We start from the raw sequence: 17,987 nt of genomic DNA, 5'->3' as shown, positions 1-17,987 counted from the left end.
GGAAACGCCGGTTATTTGCGTCCCGCGATGGCCGGGGGCGCTGCCCCCGGACCCCCGAGGTATTTACCGCAAAGAAGAAGGGGAGGACACGAATCCGGGCGGGCGCGACAGGCTTCAGGCGGTCAGTTCCTGATCGTGTCGGGGTCGAATTGCGCTTCCGGCAATCCGGTGACTCCGGGCCGGACGGCGAAAAATGCACCGTCATTCACCCGGAACCGCCGCTCTTCCTCCGACAGGAAAAGGGACTGGCTGGTGATGAACAGGATATCCCGGTCAGCGCCGCCAAAAGCGCACATGGTCGGTCTTTCGGCGGGCAGCAGGATAACCGTGTCCAGAGAACCGTCGGGCATTCGCCTTTCGACCCGCGATCCGCGAGGTACGGCAATCCAGATCCCCCCTTCCTCATCCACGCAGGCACCGTCGGGAATGCCGCTTACCGCATCGGAAAACCGGAACAGAACAGAACGGGTACCCAACTCTCCGCTTTGCGGATCATAATCGTATCGGCCGGTTTCGCGGGTCGGTGAATCCGCGAAATACATGCTGTTTCCATCCGGCGACCATGCCAGCGTATTGGGAATGCGCAGCCCGTCGATGACCGGGGTCAATATGCCGGGCGGGTCCAGACGGAACAACCGGCCCCTGGGCGGAGGCGGATTTCCCGACATGCTCATCGTCGAGATCCACAGCCGTCCGGCGGGATCGCACCGGCCGTCATTGAAACGGATATCGGCATCCTCGCCGACAAGCGAAGCGATGGGACGGCGCGCGCCCGTTTTCATGTCGAACCAGTCGAGATTCTGCCCGACTGCGATGATGATCTCATCGCAAGTGGCCGGAAACCAGCCGCCCACGGGGGCCTCGAAGCTCCAATCATCCTGCTGGCCGGTCAGCGGATCATAGGCAAGCAGTTTCCGACCCATGATATCGGCATAGATCACCCGCCCCGACCGCGCATGCCACCGGACAGTTTCGCCCAGAAGGCTGCACGGCAATTCGGGCCTTTCGACCTGCCAGATATCGATGATGCGCACCACCGGACCCCGGCCTATGTGGCCGTGAAGGCCGAGAAATCGGCGGCCAATGCGTCGGCATTGCGAAACAGAAGGGCGCAATCCGTTATCACCGACACGAAATTCACGCCCGCGCTGCAATAGCTTTTGGCGTGATCGATGCTTGGCGCCAGAACCCCGGTACTCTTGCCAAGCCTCTGCACGGTCTTCGAGGCCTCGACGATTCTGTCGAACACTTCGGTCTGCCCCGGCTTGCCCAGCAAACCCATGCTTGCGGACAAATCCCCCGGGCCGAAGAACACGGCGTCCACCCCTTCGACGGATGCGATCTCGTCCAGCCGTTCCAGCGCCTCGACGGTCTCTACCTGCACGATCATGAACAGGGTTTCCTCGGCGCGTTCCACATATTGCGGAAGATGACCGTAGCGGCTGGCGCGATGCATGGCCGCGAAGCCGCGCATCCCGCCCGGCGGATAGCGCATGGCGCGGACCGCGGCCTGCGCTTCGCTGGCGTTCTGGATCAGAGGCAGCATGATCGTCTGTGCTCCGATATCGAGATAATGCTTGATCAGCACGTTATCGTTCCACGGCAGCCGCACCACCGGAATCGTCGGTGTCGCGCTTAGCGCACGCAGATGCGCCATCGCGTCATGCAGGCTGACCGGCGAATGTTCGGCATCGATCACAAGCCAGTCGAAGCCGGCCCAGCCAAGGCCCTCGATGGCATTGGTGGAATTCAGCATCGACCAGATACCGGTCAGGACCTTCTTCCCGGCCAATGCCCGGCGGAACGGATTTTCGAAATCGTTTCGGGTTGTCATAAGTCTTTTCCAATCTGTTCGGGGATAACCATCGCCGGGCAGGCCACGGCCAGCCGGGGCTCTGCGGCACGGATCACCATTCGGCATAAACCCCGTCGCGATGGCGCCAGTCGGGATCGGGCAGGGACCAGTCCGTATGCGCCGCCTTGATCGTATCGCCTTTCAGGATCAGCCCAAGGCCCGGAGCGGCCGGGCAGTCGAATCTGCCGTTTCTGGTCGTCAGGACATCGGGATCCCCGATATAATCCAGAATGTCGGCGGGGGGCAGTCCGGCATAGCCCTGATTGTAGTGAAGCCCAAGGCTTTGCTCCTGAATGACCGTATTGGCGCAACAGAAATCCACCTGAAGCGAAGCGGCAAGAGAGATCGGACCATTGGGACAATGCGGCGCGACGCCCACATCGTAAATCTCGGCCAGACGGGCGATCTTTTCCATCTCGAACAGGCCCGTGATGGAAATGTCGGGCTGGATGACATCCACGCCGCCACGCGCCAGAAGACGCTGGAAATCCCAGCGATGCAGCAGCCGTTCACCGGTGGCGACGGGGATATGCGGGCATATCCGCGCCATCAGCTCATCGGCCCCGACATGTTCGGGCAGGAACGGCTCTTCGATCCACAGAGGATCGAACGGCTCGATTTCCTTCACCATCTGTTTCAGCACGGAACGCGGCACGCGGCCATGGAAATCCAGAGCGATATCGATACTGCCGCCGAACGCATCCCGCAGGCTGCCCATGCGTTGAACAAGGTTTTCGGTTGCCTCGCGCCATTCCAGATGCGCGACAGCAGGGGTCGCGTTCATCTTGACGGCATCGAAGCCCTGTTCGACCCGCTCTTTCGCATGGCTCACCACATTGGCGGGGCTGTCTCCGCCGATCCATGTATAGGACCGGATATTGTCGCGCACCCTGCCGCCCAGAAACTCGAATACCGGCATTCCCGCCCGCTGACCCTTGATATCCCACAAGGCGATTTCGATCGCGGCAATGGCCGTTCCAAGGATCGGGCCGTTTCTGAAAAAGCTGCCCTTGCGCAATGAGGAGGCGATATCCTCGATCCGCGCGGGATCCATGCCCAGCACGACCTCCGTCAGATCCCGGATGGCTCCGATGACGGCATTCCTGCGCTTCGGGATGATGGCCTCGCCCCAACCGGTCAGACCTTCGGCGGTCCGGACACGAACGAAAATCCAGCGCGGCGGCACGGTGAAGCTTGTGATTTCGGCGATCCTGTCCATCTCAAAGCGCCTCTTCCGTGTCGCTGTCGAAGAGGTGAAGCGCCTCCGTGTCGATATCCAGGCCGACCGTTTCACCGGGGCGGAAATGATGCCCCCGCTCCATCCGTGCGATAAAATTCGCGGCGCCATTCCTGAGATAAAGATATTGCTCGGATCCCAGCATCTCGACCACGTCGATCTCACCCCTGATGACAGCCGGAGCGCCATTGCGCGGCAGATGCAGATGTTCCGGGCGGATGCCGGCCAGAACCTCGCGGCGGTCGCCGATCCGGTCAAGCTGGCCGCGGGATATGGCGATTCTGTCTTCGGTGTCCCGGACAAGCAGCAAGGAGCCATCGCGGTCCACATCGCAACGCAGGATGCCCATCGACGGCGTGCCGATGAATGTCGCCACGAACAGGTTCTGTGGCCGGTCATACAGATCCTCGGGCGTGCCGATCTGCTGGATCTCGCCATTGTTCATGACCGCGATCCTGTCGCCCATGGTCATTGCCTCGACCTGATCATGGGTCACATAGACGGCCGTCGCATCCACGCTGCGATGCACATTCATGATCTCGGACCGCATCTGCACCCGCAACTGCGCATCCAGATTCGACAGCGGCTCGTCCAGCAGGAAAACCTCGGGGTCGCGGATGATTGCGCGGCCAAGCGCAACCCGCTGCCGCTGACCGCCCGAAAGCTGTTTGGGCCGCCGCTCCAGCAGTCCGTCAAGGCTGAGAAGCGTGGCGATCCGTTTCACCTTCCCGTCGATCTCGGTTTTCGACAGCTTGCGGCGCCTGAGGCCGAACGCCATGTTGTCATAGACCGACATATGCGGATAAAGCCCGTAATTCTGGAAGACCATCGCGATATTGCGGTCGCCCACATCGACATCGTTGACCCGCCGGTCGTCAAACATCATATCCCCGCGCGAGATCGACTCCAGACCCGCGATCATGCGCAGAAGCGTCGTCTTGCCCGAACCCGAAGGACCGACGAGGACGATAAATTCGCCATGCGCGATGTCCAGGTTGCAATCCTTCAATACCGTGACATTGCCGTAATCTTTTTCGACATTGGAGATCTGGATGCGTGCCATGCGGCTATTTCCCTGAAACTGGATGAGTGATTTCGGCATGGAAAGGGTCGGTGCGGCGGCTGATGCCTCTACCGCCATCCACCACGTAATCCGCCCCGGTCACATGAGACGAATGCGGACCCGCCAGAAACGCGATGACATGGGCCACATCCTCGGGCGTTCCAAGCCGCCCCAGAAGCGACGGATAGGAAATCGCCGATGCTCCATCGTGCCGCGTTTCCAGTTCCCGGCGGAAATTCTCGGTACCGATGACCCCTGGAGAAACGCTGTTCACGCGGATGCCCAGCAAGCCGAGTTCAACGGCAAGCGCGCGCGTCATGCCCGCGACCGCCCCTTTGCTTGCGACATAGGCGGCATAGCTGGAAACCGGCAGCGCCTGTTGAATCGAGCCGACATTGACGATTGCCCCCGTCTTGCGGCGGGCCATGTCCAGCGCGGCATGCCGCGCCAGGGCAGCGGCGGCGATCACATTGACCTCGAAAACCTGCCGCCATTCATCGGGTTCCGAGGACAGCACCGACTGGCGCTTGCCGTGATGCGCGGCATTGTTCACAAGGACCCCGATCCCGCCCCATTTCTCGACCGTGCGGGCAACAAGCATCGCGGGCGCGTCCGGATCCGCAAGATCCTGTGCGATCATATCCACCTTGCAGCCGCGATGACGCAACCGGCCGCCGATATCCTCCAGACCGGTGGCGTCCCGGTCGGTCAGCGTGACCGCATGACCCTGATCGGCGAAAAGCCCGGCGACGGCCCTTCCGATCCCACCGGCGGCACCGGTGACAAGCACGCCGGGTTCCGTGATGATATCCGTCATGCTCAGGTCCCCGTCACCGATCCGGCCGTCAATCCCCGCACCATCGATCTTTGAACGGCAAAGAATGCGATCATCAGCGGTAGCGTCGTGATGGCGGATGCGGCCATCATCCCTCCCCAATCGGTCTTGAACTGGCCGGTGAAGGTCAGCACCAATGCGGCGGGCAGCGATTGCTTCTCGATGCTGGTGATGAAGGTCAGCGGGTAGATCAGGTTGTTCCATGCCTCCATCAGCACGAAGATGCCGGTGGTCACGACGCCCGGATAGATCAGCGGAACGATGATCTTCAGCAGGATTTCCCATTGCGGGTAGCCATCAACGCGCGCGGCCTCTTCGATCTCGACGGGCACCGCATCGATGAAGCCCTTCAGCATCCAGACGGCGAAAGGCAGGCCGAAGGTCGTGTAGCCAAGGATCAGGCCGAACATCGTATCCAGCAGGCCGGTATTCATCAGAACCAGATAAAGCGGAGCCAGCAGGACGATCATCGGAAACATCCGCACCACAAGGACCAGATAGCCCGTCTGCTCGGCAGTGCGGAAATTCCGGCGCGACAGCGCATAGGCCGCCGGAACCGCGATCACCACCGAAACGATCGCGGCCAGAAAACAGGTGATCACCGAATTCACGAAAAACGAGACGAAAGGCAGATCGCCCTGAAACAGCCTGACGTAATTGTCGAGGGTCACGTTCTCGGGGACAAGGCTCGGATCAAGCCGGGTCGCTTCCAGCTCGGTCTTGAGCGAGGTGCTGAGCATCCAGTATATCGGCGCAATGGTCCAGAACAGCGCGATGGCGATGAACACGTATTGAAACGCCTTGCCAAGGATTCTGCGGGTCGCGTTGCTGTTCCCGCGGGCGTGGTGCGATCTGTCAGTCATTTTGCCTGTTCCACAGCAAGCGGATGTAAAAGACCGAAACCAGCAGCAGCAACAGCAACCAGATCAGCCCCAGCGCCGAGGCATATCCGATCTCGAAACGCTCGAAGGCCACCCGGTAGACATAGACGACGAGCGTGGTCGTCGCATATCCGGGGCCGCCCTGGGTCATCACCCAGACCTTGGCGAAATCGTTGAAATTCGAGATCACCATCAGCAGGCTGCCGACCACCAGCGGGTTTCGCAGGAATGGCAGCTTGATGTGAAAGATGGTCGACCACAGGCCGGCGCGATCCACCCGTGCGCTTTCCAGAACCGCATCCGGGATACCGGACAGCGCGGATGACACCAGAAGGAAGAAGAACGGTATCGTCGCCCAGATATTCGCAACGATGATCGCGCCAAGCGAGATATCGGCCCGGTTCAGCCATGAAACCGGACTGGCGATCACGCCCAGATCAAGCAGGATATCGTTCACGATGCCGCCGTTCTGCATATACATGAAGCGGAACAGAAACGCGACGACCACGAATGGCACCGCCCAGGGCGACACGACAAGCGCGCGGACACAGGACCAGACAGGGCCTTTCAGGTTTTCCAGAAGCAGGGCGACAGCGGTCCCGATCAGCATCGAGACGAGAACCGTTCCGCCGGTGTAGTAAAGGGTATTCTTCAGCGAAATCCAGAATATCCGGTCATTCGCCATATCCTTGAAATTGCCCAGCCCCAGATATTCCGGCGGCGTGAAATCAAGCAGATTATAGCCGAAAAACGACAGATAGACCGTCGAAACCACCGGATAGCCGATAATGGCCAGAAGAACCAGCAGGGTCGGAAGGACCATCCAGTGCAGGAATGGTTTCGAAAGCGCCGGCATGGATCAGTTGCCGATCTGGTTCTGGATTTCCGCTGCAATATCCGCGACCGGACGATCGCTGGTGACCGCCTCCTGAACGCCGGCCATGATCACCGTCGCATATTCGGCGAATTCGGGACCGAATGGCATGGGCGAGATGGTTGGTATGATATCGTTCTTGAAGGTTTCGATGACCGGCGTATCAAGCAGTTCGGCCACGGCGGGATCCTCGATGGATTTGACCGGAGGGATCGAGCGATTGGTCTCGATCGTGTAGGTCTTGATCGCGGCTTCGTTGGTGCCGAGATATTCCATGAATTTCCAGGCGGCCTCCTTGTGTTCGGAATCCCCGAACATCACCAGCTGGTGCCCGCCGTCGAATGAATATCCTTCACCCCCCGGCCCCGCCGGCATCGGGATAACACCGTAATTCTGGTTGAATTCCTCGGCGCTCATGCCGTTTGTCGACTGGATCACCCCCTGAACCAGCACCTGATCCCACAGGAACGCGACCTGATCCTGCGCGAATAGCGGCCGGAACTCGCCGATCTTGCGGCCCGGATCGACATAGCCTTTTTCCGAGATATCCCGCAGCCACCCCAGATAGGCTTGCATCTCCTCGCCTTCCGCACCGCCTTCGGCAACCGGATCCGCGCCGAAAGCCCGAATCCACGGCCAGTTCGACTGAAGCGCGAAAGCGCGGTTGGTGGTGTCGATCCCCAGAACGATCACCTGGGGATTGGCCTCCTTGATAGCGGCCATGGCGCTGTTCAATTCGTCGATGGTCTTGGGCGGATTTTCGGGATCAAGCCCTGCATCGGCCATCAGTTTCTTGTTATACCAAAGCCCGGCCGGCGCCTGGTTCCAGGGAAAGGCGATCAGATCCTCGCCCATCATCAGCGGTTCGTAGGCACCCGGCGTCAGCGTGCCGAGAAATTCCGCATCGGCATAGCCCTGCAACGGCTCCAGCCCCTTGGTCAGGGCCAGCGCGAAAGTATCGTTGCCCGCGACCTGCGCGACATCGGGCGGATTGCCGGATCTCAGCCGCAGGACCAGTTGGCGCGCCATTTCCGCAAAGGCGATGCTTTCGCTTTCGATCTTGATATCCGGGTTCTCCGCCTCGAAGGCACTGATCACCTTTTCCATCCCGTCGCGCGTCGCACCTTCCGCCGTTGCCCAGTTGGCAAAGGTCAATGTGACCTGCTCTGCATGCACCGGGCCGGAAAGCCCGACGAAAGCAACCATTGCCGCAGATGCGAGTCTTTTCCGGAAATCCATTCTCTTCCCCATGCTGCCCTCCAAGCCGATTGCAAGTTTCAGAGACTCAGATCTGATATATTGAACATCATATCTTAGATGTCAATTCTTTACACTCACCTGAAGTTGTGGTTCACAATATATTCGTATCTATTTGGGACTCTGGCGAATAATCATGACACTTCAAAAACTTAAACGTCCCGTCTCATTATTCGACATGGCTCTGGACGGCATCCGCTCTTCCATCGTCGACGGCACGATCGAGATCGGCGAGCAGATTTCCGAAACCCGGATCTCGGAACAGCTGGGCATCAGCAAGACACCGGTACGCGAAGCATTGCAGGAATTGCGGCGCGAAGGTCTGGTTCAGATCGACCCCAGAAAAAGAACCACGGTGTTCAAACCCGATTCACAACAACTTTCGGAATTGTTCGATATGCGTGTCCTGCTTGAGACCGGCGCCGCCGAACGCATGTATCAAAGGAACAGAGAGCAATCCGCCGGCCTGATGCGCGCCGTGGTCGAGCGCATGCAGCGCGCCGTCGAGCGCGAAGATTACAGGGGCTATCGCGCGCTGGATTCCGACTTCCACCAGACCATCATCGATGGCGCGGGCAACGGGCTGATTTCCGAAACCTACCGGCCGTTATCATCCAAGATCAATGTCTTGCGCAACCGTGGACTTCTGGATCCTTATGTCGTCCACAAGTCATTCGCCTTTCATCAGAGATTGCTCGCACTTCTAGAAAACGCGGAAGCGGAAGAATTCCGCGCCGCACTGACGACCCATATCCAGAACAGCCAGAAAGACTATGAAGCATGGCTGGCAACGCTTAGTCCCGCCGACTGAACCGATCCGCCCATCGGAAACAAGGCGTATCGCTCCCAGCCGTCGCGAGAGATAAATAACCGGCGTTTCAGCCCGTCTCGCGCCACAGAGTCACATGATCATGCAGCTCTGCCGGAATGCCGTCTATTCCAAGGCCCGGCCTGGGAGACAGGTGCCAATATCCGTCCCGGACGAAATCACTGCTGCTGGCCAGCGCATCGCGAAGGGGGTTCGGGTTCACATCCACCTCCAGCAACCCGGCCCCGCCCGCCGCGGCAAGGACATGGGCAGATGCGATCAGCCCGATTCCTCCGCCCAGAAAATGCGGGCAATAAATATGGCCCCGCCGCAGGGTATCGCGCGCCACTGCAAGATTGCCCGAAACACCGCCCCATTTGCAGACATCCGGCTGCACGAAACGCAGGGCGCCAAGCGACAGAACGTGGTCGAAATCATCCGTTCCGGCGATATTCTCGCCCGCCGCAAGCGGCACGTTCAGACGGGCGAGATCGATCCAGTCGCCATCCGGGGCATCGCAGGCGATCGGCTCCTCGATCCAGCCAAGGCCGGCTTCGGTGACCGCTTTCAGGAAGTGCCTCGCCTCTTCGCGGGTCCAGGCCTGATTCGCGTCGGCGTAAAGGCTTTCTCCGGGCAGCAATTGCCGCGAACATTCGATCACCTTGGCCGGATCCGACGTCCGATCGAAACCGACCTTCACCTTGAAGCCCCGAAACCCGGCAGCCCGCGCCGCAGCAATCACAGCGGCGGCGGCATCGATGTGAATCCCGCTGGCATAGACCGGCACCCGGTCAGCTGCCTCTGACGACAGAAGCTTCGCCAGAGGCAGACCGTGTCGCCGCGCCGCCATGTCCCATGCCGCGATATCCAGCCCGGCGATCACCTGCCGGAACGGCCCGGGCTCGCCGCATTGAAGCGCGCGGATATGGGTCGCCCGGCTTAATTCGCCGAACATCTCTGCGGGATCGTTCCATTCGCGGCCAAGAACCAGATCGGCGATATCGTCGATCAGCAGATTGACGCGATGCTCGGCGCCCGCTGCGGGCCAGTTGGCGAAGACCTCTCCCCAGCCGGCGGCTCCGGCGGCATCCTCGATGCGCAGGAAAACCGCAGGCCGGTTATGCATCACCCCGAAAGAGGTGGCGACCGGCGTCCTGACCGGAACCCGAAGCGACCATGCCTGAATGCGGGCGATGCGAAAGGGCATCGCGGTCTCAGGCATAGGCGCAGGAGAATGCGCCCTCGCGGTCGACCTGCTCCAGCCTGAAATCCGGTTTCCACGGCTGCGCTTTTTCACGGGTCAGACGGCCAAGATCCTTCAGGATTTTCATCCCGTCGCCCTTCAGGGCCGTCAGCACGGCGTCGCGGTCGGGGAAATGGTTCTGGACCGCATCCAGCCAGATCGTCCGCCCGGCCAGAAAGCCCTGCGCGCCCGCGGCATAGGAATAGCTTAGCACGCGTTCGAACTGTTCAGGCGCGGCACCGCCCGACAACAGCACCCACGGAATCCCGGCATCCGCGCAAATGCTGCCCAGTTCGGCGAATTGAGCGGCGGCGGCCCGGGATTCGGCGCTGTCATCCATTGGCGGCAGAGAGGCGGCAGGCAGCGGCGTTTCAAGCTTGTAAAGATCGACGCCATATTCCGGCTTGGCGAATTCGCGGACGCTCTCGATCACCAGATCGGCACGTTTGTCGGCGCTTTCGACGTAATCGGTCGTATGCCGGTCGCTGTCCGGGAAGGGGTAGACCAGCAATTCCAGAACATAGGGGATATCGTGGCGGCGGCATTCCGCGCCAATGGTGCGGACGTAATCCTTCTGATGCTGCAAGACCTCGTCCGAGGCATCCGGGCGATACCATGCCAGCACCTTGACGGCATCCCCGCCCACGCGGCGGATCTTCTCGACGCTCCAATTGTCGATGGAACGCGATTTGCGGCCACCCGGCGTATCCTGAAAGCGATGCTCTTCCAGCGTCACGATCAGCCCGGTCCGGGCAGGCAGCACGTCGATCGCCGCCGGCATGGCGAAATTCGGGTCCAGCAGCATTGACGATGCATCATGCGCCAATGCCTCGACCAGCAGACGCTTCGCGGCAAGCATATCGGCGAACTTCACCTGATCAGCCGGTATCCCCCGCGCCTTGGCAAGCGCCTGCAGCAAGGGCGGCCGCTGATCCAGAGCGACCATGGTGAAATGCCCGTCCTCATCGGCGAGACGAGCCAATCCACGCTGTTTTCCAATGCTTGTCATCCTGTAGGTCTCCATAGTTCCAAGGTCTCGGTAAAATCGGGGATTCCGGCACGGCCATTGCGGCGGGTGCATTTCAGGGCGGCGGCTGCGGACGCGAATTCGGCGGCTGATCCTGTATCCGCGCCAGCCGCGACCGCCATGGCCCATGCGCCGTGAAAAACATCGCCCGCGCCATTGGTGTCGACGGTCTCGACCGGGAAGGCCGGGCGGTGGTGATGGTTGCCGTTCTCGATCCAGTCGACCCCATCGCCGCCGCGCGTGACCGCCGAAACCGCACATCCATATTCGGCAACACGCTCCAAGCCGTTTCCGGAACCGGCAAAGGCCTGCAGCGCCTGTTCGGAAAAGATCGCGTGATCGGTCAGCGGCAACAGCTTTTCGAACACGGCGGCCTCGGCCACATCCGCATCCAGAACCGTCGGCACCCCTACCTTGCGCGCCGCCTCAAAGGCGGTCGCGGCGCCCTCGACCCAACGCGGATCGGCCAGCACGGCCCCTGCACCGGCGACCTGATCCAGCGGCAGCCAATCGGCCTTTTCCGGCAGATCCGCGCCGCGGAAATTGACGATCAGGCGCTCACCGGCGGGATCGACCAGTACGCAGGACACCGAGGACCGGGCGTGGGGGAACAGGCGCAAATGCTCGGCATCCACCCCTTCCAGCGCCAGTTCCCGGCGCATGGCCAGCCCCGCCGCATCCTTGCCCGCCCGGCCCCAGAACCGCGCCTGACCGCCCAGCTGCGAAACTGCGACAGCGGCCGTCGCGGCCATCCCGCCGCCACCCGAACCATAATCGCCGGCGCGGGTCTTACCTGCCTGATGAGGCAGGCTTTCGACCATCCAGACGTGATCCATCGCGGTCAGGCCAAGACAGATCACCACCGGGTCTTTCCGGGTCCAGCCCGGGGGAAGCGCGGTCATAACCCTGAGATGCAGAGACGCATGGTCCCCGCATGTTCCGCCGTGCCGTGGCGCGTCTTTATCCGGGCACATTCCATTCAATCAGCCTTTCCAGTTCCGTCAATCCGGATTTCGGTTTCCGGATCAAAGAGATGCGCCTTTCCCGCGGCAGGCGAGAGCCAGATCCGCTGGCCGGCCTTCGGGCGAAGGTCGGGCGATACCCGCACGATCACCTCTTGCCCGGCGGCAGAGACGTGAACCAGCGTGTCCGATCCCAGCGGCTCGACCAGTTCGATATCGGCGGCCAAACCCTGACCTTCCTGCACCAGTTCGAAATGCTCCGGCCGGATGCCCAGTGTCAGCTTGCCATGATCGCCGGAGGGCCGGGCGATCAGCGATTCCGGCAGCAGGCTGCCATCGGCCAGACGAAGCCCGTCCGCCTGAATATCGACGGGCAGGAAATTCATCGATGGCGAGCCGATGAAGCTGGCGACGAACAGATTGGCCGGATTCTCGTAAACCTGTTCGGGCGTGCCGACCTGTTGGATGACCCCCGCTTTCATCACCACGATCCGGTCGGCCATGGTCATCGCCTCGATCTGGTCATGGGTCACGAAGACCATCGTTGTCTTCAGCTTCTTCGACAACATCTTGATCTCGGCGCGAACCTGCCCGCGCAGCTTCGCATCCAGATTCGACAGCGGCTCGTCGAACAGGAACACCTGAGGGTCGCGCACGATGGCCCGGCCCATCGCGACCCGCTGCCTTTGACCGCCCGACAACGCCTTGGGACGCCGGTCCAGATAGGGTTGAATGTCCAGCAACCTCGCGGCTTCCTCGATCTTCGAGGCGATCTCGGCGGACTCGGCGCCGCGCATCTCCAATGCAAACGCCATGTTCTGGCGCACGGTCATATGCGGGTAAAGCGCATAATCCTGAAACACCATGGCGATGTCGCGCTTTGCGGCGGGAACCTCGTTCACCCGCCGGTCACCGATCATCAACTCGCCGCCGTCGATCGCCTCCAGCCCGGCAAGAACGCGCAGCAGGGTGGATTTGCCGCAGCCGGACGGGCCGACCAGAACGATGAATTCCTCGTCCGCGATTTCCAGATCGAGACCGGGAATGACCGTCACACCGCCGTAATTCTTGACCAGATTGCGTATGGTGATGGACGCCATCATTGCTCTCCGATGAAAGACAGAATGGGTTTGATGGATTTGCCTTCCGCGAAATCCGCGAATTTCTGCGGCAGTTCCGCTATCGGGAATGCGTCATCGACCAGCCGGGCATATTTCTCGCGGTTGGCACGCAGCAATTCGACATTCGCGGCGAAATCGTCCTTGGGGAAATAGAATGTCCGCAGCAGGGCGAAATCCTTGCGCCGGAACACCTTGTCTTCGGTGACACTCCACGGCGCTGCGTTTTCGCCGACAAGAACGATGACGCCTTTCGGCAGAACCAGATGAATGGCCAGATCACGCGCCGCGTGATTGCCGGAACATTCGACGATCAGATCATAGCGGCGGTCATGGCTGCCCACCGGCACGATATTCGCGCCGAATTCCCGGGCAATCGCGGCACGGGCGGGATTCGGCTCGGCCACATCCACCTGCGCATGCCCCAGCGCCGCAGCGGCCAGCACCACGCCCAGACCGACCGGCCCCGCCCCGGTCACCAGAACCGAGGGCGCGTCAGTGGCAAGATGGCGCGCCGCCTCGCGCAGGGCATGGGCGGATGTGCCGATCGTATCCAGCAACAGCGGGGCCAGCGCGGCATCTATATCACCCGGCACCGGCAGAAGGCAGTTTTCCGGCACGGTCAGATATTGCGCATAGCCGCCATCCCGGTTCCAGCCGATCAGCGACGAGACGGTGACGCAGCTTTGCGTATCGCCCCGCAGACAGACCGCGCATTCACCGCAATGCAGCGGAATATAGACGGCGCAAAGCTGCCCGTTCAGCGGATGTCCCGGCTGCTGAACCCATCCCGCGATCTCGTGCCCGGCAATGTGCTGCGCACCCGCATGCCACAATTTCAGATCCGAGCCGCAAAGGGCATTCGCCGCGACCCGCAGCAGAACTTCGCCTTCAGCGGGTTCCGGCAAGGGGCGCGAGACGATCTCGATCCGGTCTTCACCCAGAAAATCGGCGGCCTGCATGGTTTTCTCGTTCAGTATCATGTTCATCCTTTCACCGCCCCCAGGGTCAGGCCCGAAATCAGCCAGCGCTGCACGATAGCCGCCAGAATCAGCGGCGGCAGCGCGATGATCGTCGCCGCGGCCATCAGGCCACCCCAATTGGTCGAGCCCTCGCCGATGAAATTGAACGAGGCCGCGATCAGCGTTTTTGTCTGCGAGTTGCTGAGCACCAGCGAAAACAGAAAGAAATTCCACGAAAAGACAAAGGCCAGAATCGCCGATACGGCCAGCCCCGACGACACCAGCGGAAGGGCGATCCGCCGGAAAATGCGGAAGGGCGAACAGCCATCGACCTGCGCCGCCTCGAAGATCGAGCGTGGAATATTGTCGAAATAGGGCAGCAGGACCCAGATCACGATCGGCAGGGTGATGACCGCATGGGTCAGGATCAGGGCCCAGTAGCTGCCGATCATGTCCACCTGCCGGAACATCACATACCACGGCAACAGGAACAGCGTGCCCGGCGCCATCCGCGCCATCAGGGCAACCACGGCGGGCCATGTGATCCGCGTCCATGACGCAACGAAGGCCGCGGGCGCACCCAGCAGCAGACCGAACACTGTCGAGCCGAAGGTGACGATCAGAGAGTTGATCCCATAGCTGAGGAACGGTGTCTGCTTGCTTAGCGTCACATAGTTCTCGATCACCGGAGTGAAGACCAGCTTCGGCGGAAAGGCGATGACTTCATAGGACGGCTTGAACGATGACAGGATCATCCAGGCGGTCGGCGTCATCACGATCATGCCGGCCAGCACCAGCAAAACCACATTGATCCAGTCGAGCCAGCGGGAATCCGAAGGTTTCATCGCCATATTACCACTCCACCGCGGCGCGCAGGCGGTTGAAGGCCATCACCGCGCCCAGAACAAGAACCGACAGGGTGACCATCAATGCGCCGGCATAGCCCAGCTGGAAGAACTCGAAACCGACGCGGAAACCATAGATGTTCAGCGTCATCGAATGGTTCGACGGCCCGCCCTGCGTGGTGATGTAGATCAGATCGAAGAAGCGCAGCAGATCGACCGAGCGCAGGATCATCGCCGTCACCAGCGTAGGCAACAGCAGCGGCAGGGTGATCCGGAAAAACACCGCCCTGCGCGAGGCGCCGTCGATCTCGGCGGCCTCATAGACCGAGGGCGGCAGGGATTGCAGCCCGCCCAGCACGATCAATGCGACATAGGGCGTCCATTGCCATGTATCGATCATCGCCAGCGTCGGCACCACCAGAACAGGCGAGGCAAGCCATGCCGATGGCGGCAGCCCCAGCGATGTAAGGATCCAGTTCGCCGCACCAAGGGACGGATCGAGGATCACCAGCCACATCATCCCCGCCACCACCGGCGGCATCATGAAGGGCGAGATGAACAGCGACCGGACGATGCCGGGCAAACGCTTGGCCCGGAACAGCAAAAGCGCAAGCCCGGTGCCCAGCACAAGCTGCATGACCAGCGACAGCACGTAAAGATAAAGGGTGATCCAGATACCGTTCCAGAATTGCCCGTCCACGGCCATGCGCAGATAATTGTCGCCGCCCCATCCGGTGACCTGCCCGGTCGAAGAGTAAGTCTGAAAGCTCATCCAGATCGTGTAAAGGAACGGAAACGCGATCATGCCGACCGTGAAGACCAGCGCCGGCATCGACATCGCCGCCATCTGTCCGCGATGATTTTGTTCGACCCTCATGACATCTCCCCTCAGCCCGCCAGAAAGCCGCCATCAACCGCCGCCACGCTGCCCGTCACATAGCGGGCGGCGGGCATGCACAGATAGGCGACGGTTCCGGCGACTTCTTCCGGCTGGCCCCAGCGTTTGAACGCGGTTCGCCCGGCGATCCGGTCGTAATGGGCGCGATCCTTGCGGCCCTCGGCATTCAGCGGCGTCTCGATATAGCCGGGCGCCACGGCGTTAACGCGGATCCCATCGGCCGCCCAGGCATGGGCCAGCGCGCGGGTCAGCATCACCACCCCACCCTTCGAGGCGCAATAGGCGGGCAGCCGCGGCAGGGCCGCGAACGCATTCATCGAGGCGATATTGACGATACTTCCACCCGCAGCGGCCAACGCCCCCCGGAATGCCGTGCAACAGCGCATGACGCCTGTCAGATTGACATCGATCACCTTCTGGAAGACCTCCAGATCGAATTCGGCGTCGCGCCGCAGGATGCCGGCGGCGTTGATCAATGCATCCAGCCGGTCGAAACCCGCGGCGAATGCCTGCACCGACGACGCGTCCGTCACGTCAACTGCAGCAAGCGTCAGGCGGTCGTGACCGGCCAGCGGGCATTGGGCCAGTTCGGCCTCGGTCGCGCCCGTGGCAGTGACATTCACACCAAGGTCAAGAAATTCGCTGGTAATGGCGGATCCGATACCGCCGGTTCCACCGATCACGGCAACCCGGAAAGACGATGGCAATTGGAAAGATTCCGATGACACGGAGCTGATCCCCTCATTCGGTCATGGCCTCGGGATCGACCGGCGGCACCCCGCCGGTCGCATCTGCATTCACAGGTCGTTCAGTCGCGGGCGATCAATTCGTTCAACGCCGTATCCGCCTTGGCGCAGGCCTGATCGACCGAGGCGGTCCCAAGCAGCATATCGCCAATCGCCTGACCGATATGTTCCCGCGATTCCGGATTTGCGATGATCGGATAGCCGATTTCCGACGTGCCGGTTTCCGCCAGAATGGCCAGCGCATCATGCCATTGCTGGCGCACCGGGCTTTCTTCCAGCCAGGCCTTGTAATCGGCGGAATCCGCGACGGCTGCGCGCGGGGGGGCGATACCCTCCAGCGCGAATTTGGCCTGCATCTCGGGGCTGGACGCCCATTGCAGGAAATACCATGCGGCATCGGGATTGGCCGAATTGGCCGAGATCGCCATCCCCCAGCCGATCACTGTGGGATGCGATCCGCCCGGACCCTCGGGCAACGGAACGATGGCGGTATCTTCCAGCCGGTCGCCGCTTTCCATGATCAGGCCGAATTCATTCGAGGATTCGAAAGACATCGCCGAACGCCCGGCGCTATACAGCGCGGTCAGTTGCTGGAAGCTGTAATTGACCACACCCGGAGGTCCATAATTCTTCAGAAGATCGGAATAGAGAGTCAGCGCCTGTTTTGCCTCGGGCGAGCACATCGCGGATTCGCCGTCGACGATATACTGGCCGCCCATGTTATGCATGAAGGCCGAGAAAGAATAAGGTGCCGCCGGAGCAAGGCCGCGGGATGCGAAAGGCGTAAGATCGGTGCATTCCTTCAGCTTGGCAGCGGTATCCGCAAGCCCTTCCAGCGAAGAGGGCGCATCGAGACCGCATTCCTCGAAGACATCCGTTCTGTAATAAAGCAGCGGCCCCTCGATATTCAGCGGCACCGCGGTCAATTGCCCGTCAAAGGTCGCCGCGTCCATAAGCGCCTTGCCGAAACCGTCTGCGTCGTAATCTGGCGAAACGCTGTCCTGAATATACGGCGTCAGATCCGCATACCAGCCCGCTGAGGCGAACTGCATCCCCTCGCGCGACGGAAGTGTCATGAAGACATCCACCTCATCGCTGCGCGCATTCATGACCGTCATCAGGCGCTGGCGCATTTGCTGTTCCTGATAGCTGTCGACCTCAAGTGTGATGCCGGTCAACTCCTCGAATTCATCGGCATGATCGATCAGCAATTGCCCCAATGGGTTGCTGTTGGCGAGAAATGTGATCGTCTCGCCCGAATGCGCCTTCCAGTCGAATTCCTGGGCGGCCGCGGAAGTCACCCAGACCGTGGCCAGTGCCGCCGTCAGACAGGCGACTCCCCTGCGCGTGATATACATCGGTTCTCCTCCCTGCCT

18 protein-coding genes are annotated in these 17,987 nt (G+C 61.2%); 1 reads left to right on the top strand and 17 read right to left on the bottom strand.

What is annotated here, in order from left to right:
• Positions 1 to 122 precede the first annotated feature (122 nt).
• The 8 genes from sfcD to D3P04_RS00200 all read right to left on the bottom strand — a co-directional run bounded on the left by sfcD (position 123) and on the right by D3P04_RS00200 (position 7,984).
• Entirely contained in the window at positions 123 to 1,037 is a 915-nt protein-coding gene (gene sfcD, locus D3P04_RS00235; protein ID WP_456299481.1) for a sulfofucose degradation lactonase SfcD, read from the bottom strand.
• A gap of 11 nt (positions 1,038 to 1,048) precedes the next feature.
• Positions 1,049 to 1,834 (bottom strand): sulfofucose degradation aldolase SfcE, encoded by a 786-nt coding sequence (gene sfcE / locus D3P04_RS00230; RefSeq protein WP_119744766.1) that lies wholly within the window; start codon positions 1,832 to 1,834, stop codon positions 1,049 to 1,051.
• A gap of 73 nt (positions 1,835 to 1,907) precedes the next feature.
• Positions 1,908 to 3,074, bottom strand: a complete 1,167-nt coding sequence (gene sfcF, locus D3P04_RS00225; protein WP_119744764.1) for a sulfofucose degradation dehydratase SfcF — start codon at positions 3,072 to 3,074, stop codon at positions 1,908 to 1,910.
• Position 3,075: 1 nt separating this feature from the next.
• Positions 3,076 to 4,155 carry an ABC transporter ATP-binding protein gene (locus D3P04_RS00220; protein ID WP_119744762.1) on the bottom strand — a complete coding sequence of 360 codons (1,080 nt, stop codon included), beginning with the start codon at positions 4,153 to 4,155 and terminating at the stop codon, positions 3,076 to 3,078.
• Positions 4,156 to 4,159: 4 nt separating this feature from the next.
• Complete coding sequence (gene sfcH / locus D3P04_RS00215) at positions 4,160 to 4,972, bottom strand: sulfofucose degradation dehydrogenase SfcH (RefSeq protein WP_119744760.1); 813 nt, start codon at positions 4,970 to 4,972, stop codon at positions 4,160 to 4,162.
• Between the two features lie 2 nt (positions 4,973 to 4,974).
• Complete coding sequence (locus D3P04_RS00210; RefSeq protein ID WP_119744758.1) at positions 4,975 to 5,853, bottom strand: carbohydrate ABC transporter permease; 879 nt, start codon at positions 5,851 to 5,853, stop codon at positions 4,975 to 4,977.
• Positions 5,846 to 6,727 carry a carbohydrate ABC transporter permease gene (locus tag D3P04_RS00205; protein ID WP_119744756.1) on the bottom strand — a complete coding sequence of 294 codons (882 nt, stop codon included), beginning with the start codon at positions 6,725 to 6,727 and terminating at the stop codon, positions 5,846 to 5,848. The genes D3P04_RS00210 and D3P04_RS00205 overlap by 8 nt, the downstream gene beginning before the upstream one ends.
• Positions 6,728 to 6,730: 3 nt before the next feature.
• Positions 6,731 to 7,984, bottom strand: a complete 1,254-nt coding sequence (locus D3P04_RS00200; protein WP_182912679.1) for an extracellular solute-binding protein — start codon at positions 7,982 to 7,984, stop codon at positions 6,731 to 6,733.
• A 154-nt stretch (positions 7,985 to 8,138) separates the two neighbouring features.
• Between D3P04_RS00200 and D3P04_RS00195 the strand changes: the two genes are divergently transcribed.
• The gene (locus D3P04_RS00195) at positions 8,139 to 8,813 is read left to right on the top strand and encodes a GntR family transcriptional regulator (RefSeq protein WP_119744752.1); all 675 of its coding nucleotides are present in this window, start codon (positions 8,139 to 8,141) and stop codon (positions 8,811 to 8,813) included.
• 67 nt (positions 8,814 to 8,880) lie between these two features.
• Here D3P04_RS00195 and D3P04_RS00190 read toward each other — a convergent pair whose 3' ends face one another.
• The 9 genes from D3P04_RS00190 to D3P04_RS00150 all read right to left on the bottom strand — a co-directional run bounded on the left by D3P04_RS00190 (position 8,881) and on the right by D3P04_RS00150 (position 17,969).
• Positions 8,881 to 10,017, bottom strand: a complete 1,137-nt coding sequence (locus tag D3P04_RS00190) for a mandelate racemase/muconate lactonizing enzyme family protein (protein WP_220475219.1) — start codon at positions 10,015 to 10,017, stop codon at positions 8,881 to 8,883.
• Positions 10,018 to 10,024: 7 nt separating this feature from the next.
• Positions 10,025 to 11,062, bottom strand: coding sequence for a tagatose 1,6-diphosphate aldolase (locus tag D3P04_RS00185; RefSeq protein WP_119745546.1), 1,038 nt, complete (start codon positions 11,060 to 11,062; stop codon positions 10,025 to 10,027).
• Positions 11,059 to 11,982, bottom strand: a complete 924-nt coding sequence (locus D3P04_RS00180; protein WP_119744748.1) for a PfkB family carbohydrate kinase — start codon at positions 11,980 to 11,982, stop codon at positions 11,059 to 11,061. Before D3P04_RS00180 ends, D3P04_RS00185 begins: the two co-directional genes overlap by 4 nt.
• A 77-nt stretch (positions 11,983 to 12,059) precedes the next feature.
• Positions 12,060 to 13,142: an ABC transporter ATP-binding protein gene (locus D3P04_RS00175; protein ID WP_119744746.1), complete on the bottom strand. Its 1,083-nt coding sequence runs from the start codon at positions 13,140 to 13,142 to the stop codon at positions 12,060 to 12,062.
• A complete protein-coding gene (locus tag D3P04_RS00170) occupies positions 13,142 to 14,143 on the bottom strand; it encodes an alcohol dehydrogenase catalytic domain-containing protein (protein ID WP_220475218.1) in 1,002 nt (333 codons plus the stop codon). The genes D3P04_RS00175 and D3P04_RS00170 overlap by 1 nt, the downstream gene beginning before the upstream one ends.
• Positions 14,144 to 14,145: 2 nt before the next feature.
• Positions 14,146 to 14,973, bottom strand: a complete 828-nt coding sequence (locus tag D3P04_RS00165) for a carbohydrate ABC transporter permease (RefSeq protein ID WP_119744742.1) — start codon at positions 14,971 to 14,973, stop codon at positions 14,146 to 14,148.
• A 1-nt stretch (position 14,974) separates the two neighbouring features.
• Positions 14,975 to 15,844, bottom strand: coding sequence for a carbohydrate ABC transporter permease (locus D3P04_RS00160; protein ID WP_119744741.1), 870 nt, complete (start codon positions 15,842 to 15,844; stop codon positions 14,975 to 14,977).
• Between the two features lie 11 nt (positions 15,845 to 15,855).
• Positions 15,856 to 16,593 (bottom strand): SDR family NAD(P)-dependent oxidoreductase, encoded by a 738-nt coding sequence (locus D3P04_RS00155; protein WP_119744739.1) that lies wholly within the window; start codon positions 16,591 to 16,593, stop codon positions 15,856 to 15,858.
• Positions 16,594 to 16,673: 80 nt separating this feature from the next.
• Positions 16,674 to 17,969, bottom strand: coding sequence for an ABC transporter substrate-binding protein (locus D3P04_RS00150; protein WP_119744737.1), 1,296 nt, complete (start codon positions 17,967 to 17,969; stop codon positions 16,674 to 16,676).
• Between the last annotated feature and the right edge of the window lie 18 nt (positions 17,970 to 17,987).

Source organism: Paracoccus onubensis (genome assembly GCF_003591515.1).
GTDB lineage: Bacteria > Pseudomonadota > Alphaproteobacteria > Rhodobacterales > Rhodobacteraceae > Paracoccus > Paracoccus onubensis.
The sequence above is the reverse complement of the archived record's forward strand: the minus strand, read 5'-3'. Positions and strand labels throughout refer to the sequence as shown.

Excerpts from the sequence above, each read along its gene's own strand:
- sfcE (WP_119744766.1), bottom strand. The coding sequence starts at position 1,834 with ATGACAACCCGAAACGATTTCGAAAATCCGTTCCGCCGGGCATTGGCC.
- sfcF (WP_119744764.1), bottom strand. The coding sequence starts at position 3,074 with ATGGACAGGATCGCCGAAATCACAAGCTTCACCGTGCCGCCGCGCTGG.
- D3P04_RS00220 (WP_119744762.1), bottom strand. The coding sequence starts at position 4,155 with ATGGCACGCATCCAGATCTCCAATGTCGAAAAAGATTACGGCAATGTC.
- sfcH (WP_119744760.1), bottom strand. The coding sequence starts at position 4,972 with ATGACGGATATCATCACGGAACCCGGCGTGCTTGTCACCGGTGCCGCC.
- D3P04_RS00210 (WP_119744758.1), bottom strand. The coding sequence starts at position 5,853 with ATGACTGACAGATCGCACCACGCCCGCGGGAACAGCAACGCGACCCGC.
- D3P04_RS00205 (WP_119744756.1), bottom strand. The coding sequence starts at position 6,727 with ATGCCGGCGCTTTCGAAACCATTCCTGCACTGGATGGTCCTTCCGACC.
- D3P04_RS00200 (WP_182912679.1), bottom strand. The coding sequence starts at position 7,984 with ATGGATTTCCGGAAAAGACTCGCATCTGCGGCAATGGTTGCTTTCGTC.
- D3P04_RS00195 (WP_119744752.1), top strand. The coding sequence starts at position 8,139 with ATGACACTTCAAAAACTTAAACGTCCCGTCTCATTATTCGACATGGCT.
- D3P04_RS00190 (WP_220475219.1), bottom strand. The coding sequence starts at position 10,017 with ATGCCCTTTCGCATCGCCCGCATTCAGGCATGGTCGCTTCGGGTTCCG.
- D3P04_RS00185 (WP_119745546.1), bottom strand. The coding sequence starts at position 11,062 with ATGACAAGCATTGGAAAACAGCGTGGATTGGCTCGTCTCGCCGATGAG.
- D3P04_RS00180 (WP_119744748.1), bottom strand. The coding sequence starts at position 11,982 with ATGACCGCGCTTCCCCCGGGCTGGACCCGGAAAGACCCGGTGGTGATC.
- D3P04_RS00175 (WP_119744746.1), bottom strand. The coding sequence starts at position 13,142 with ATGGCGTCCATCACCATACGCAATCTGGTCAAGAATTACGGCGGTGTG.
- D3P04_RS00170 (WP_220475218.1), bottom strand. The coding sequence starts at position 14,143 with ATGATACTGAACGAGAAAACCATGCAGGCCGCCGATTTTCTGGGTGAA.
- D3P04_RS00165 (WP_119744742.1), bottom strand. The coding sequence starts at position 14,973 with ATGGCGATGAAACCTTCGGATTCCCGCTGGCTCGACTGGATCAATGTG.
- D3P04_RS00160 (WP_119744741.1), bottom strand. The coding sequence starts at position 15,844 with ATGAGGGTCGAACAAAATCATCGCGGACAGATGGCGGCGATGTCGATG.
- D3P04_RS00150 (WP_119744737.1), bottom strand. The coding sequence starts at position 17,969 with ATGTATATCACGCGCAGGGGAGTCGCCTGTCTGACGGCGGCACTGGCC.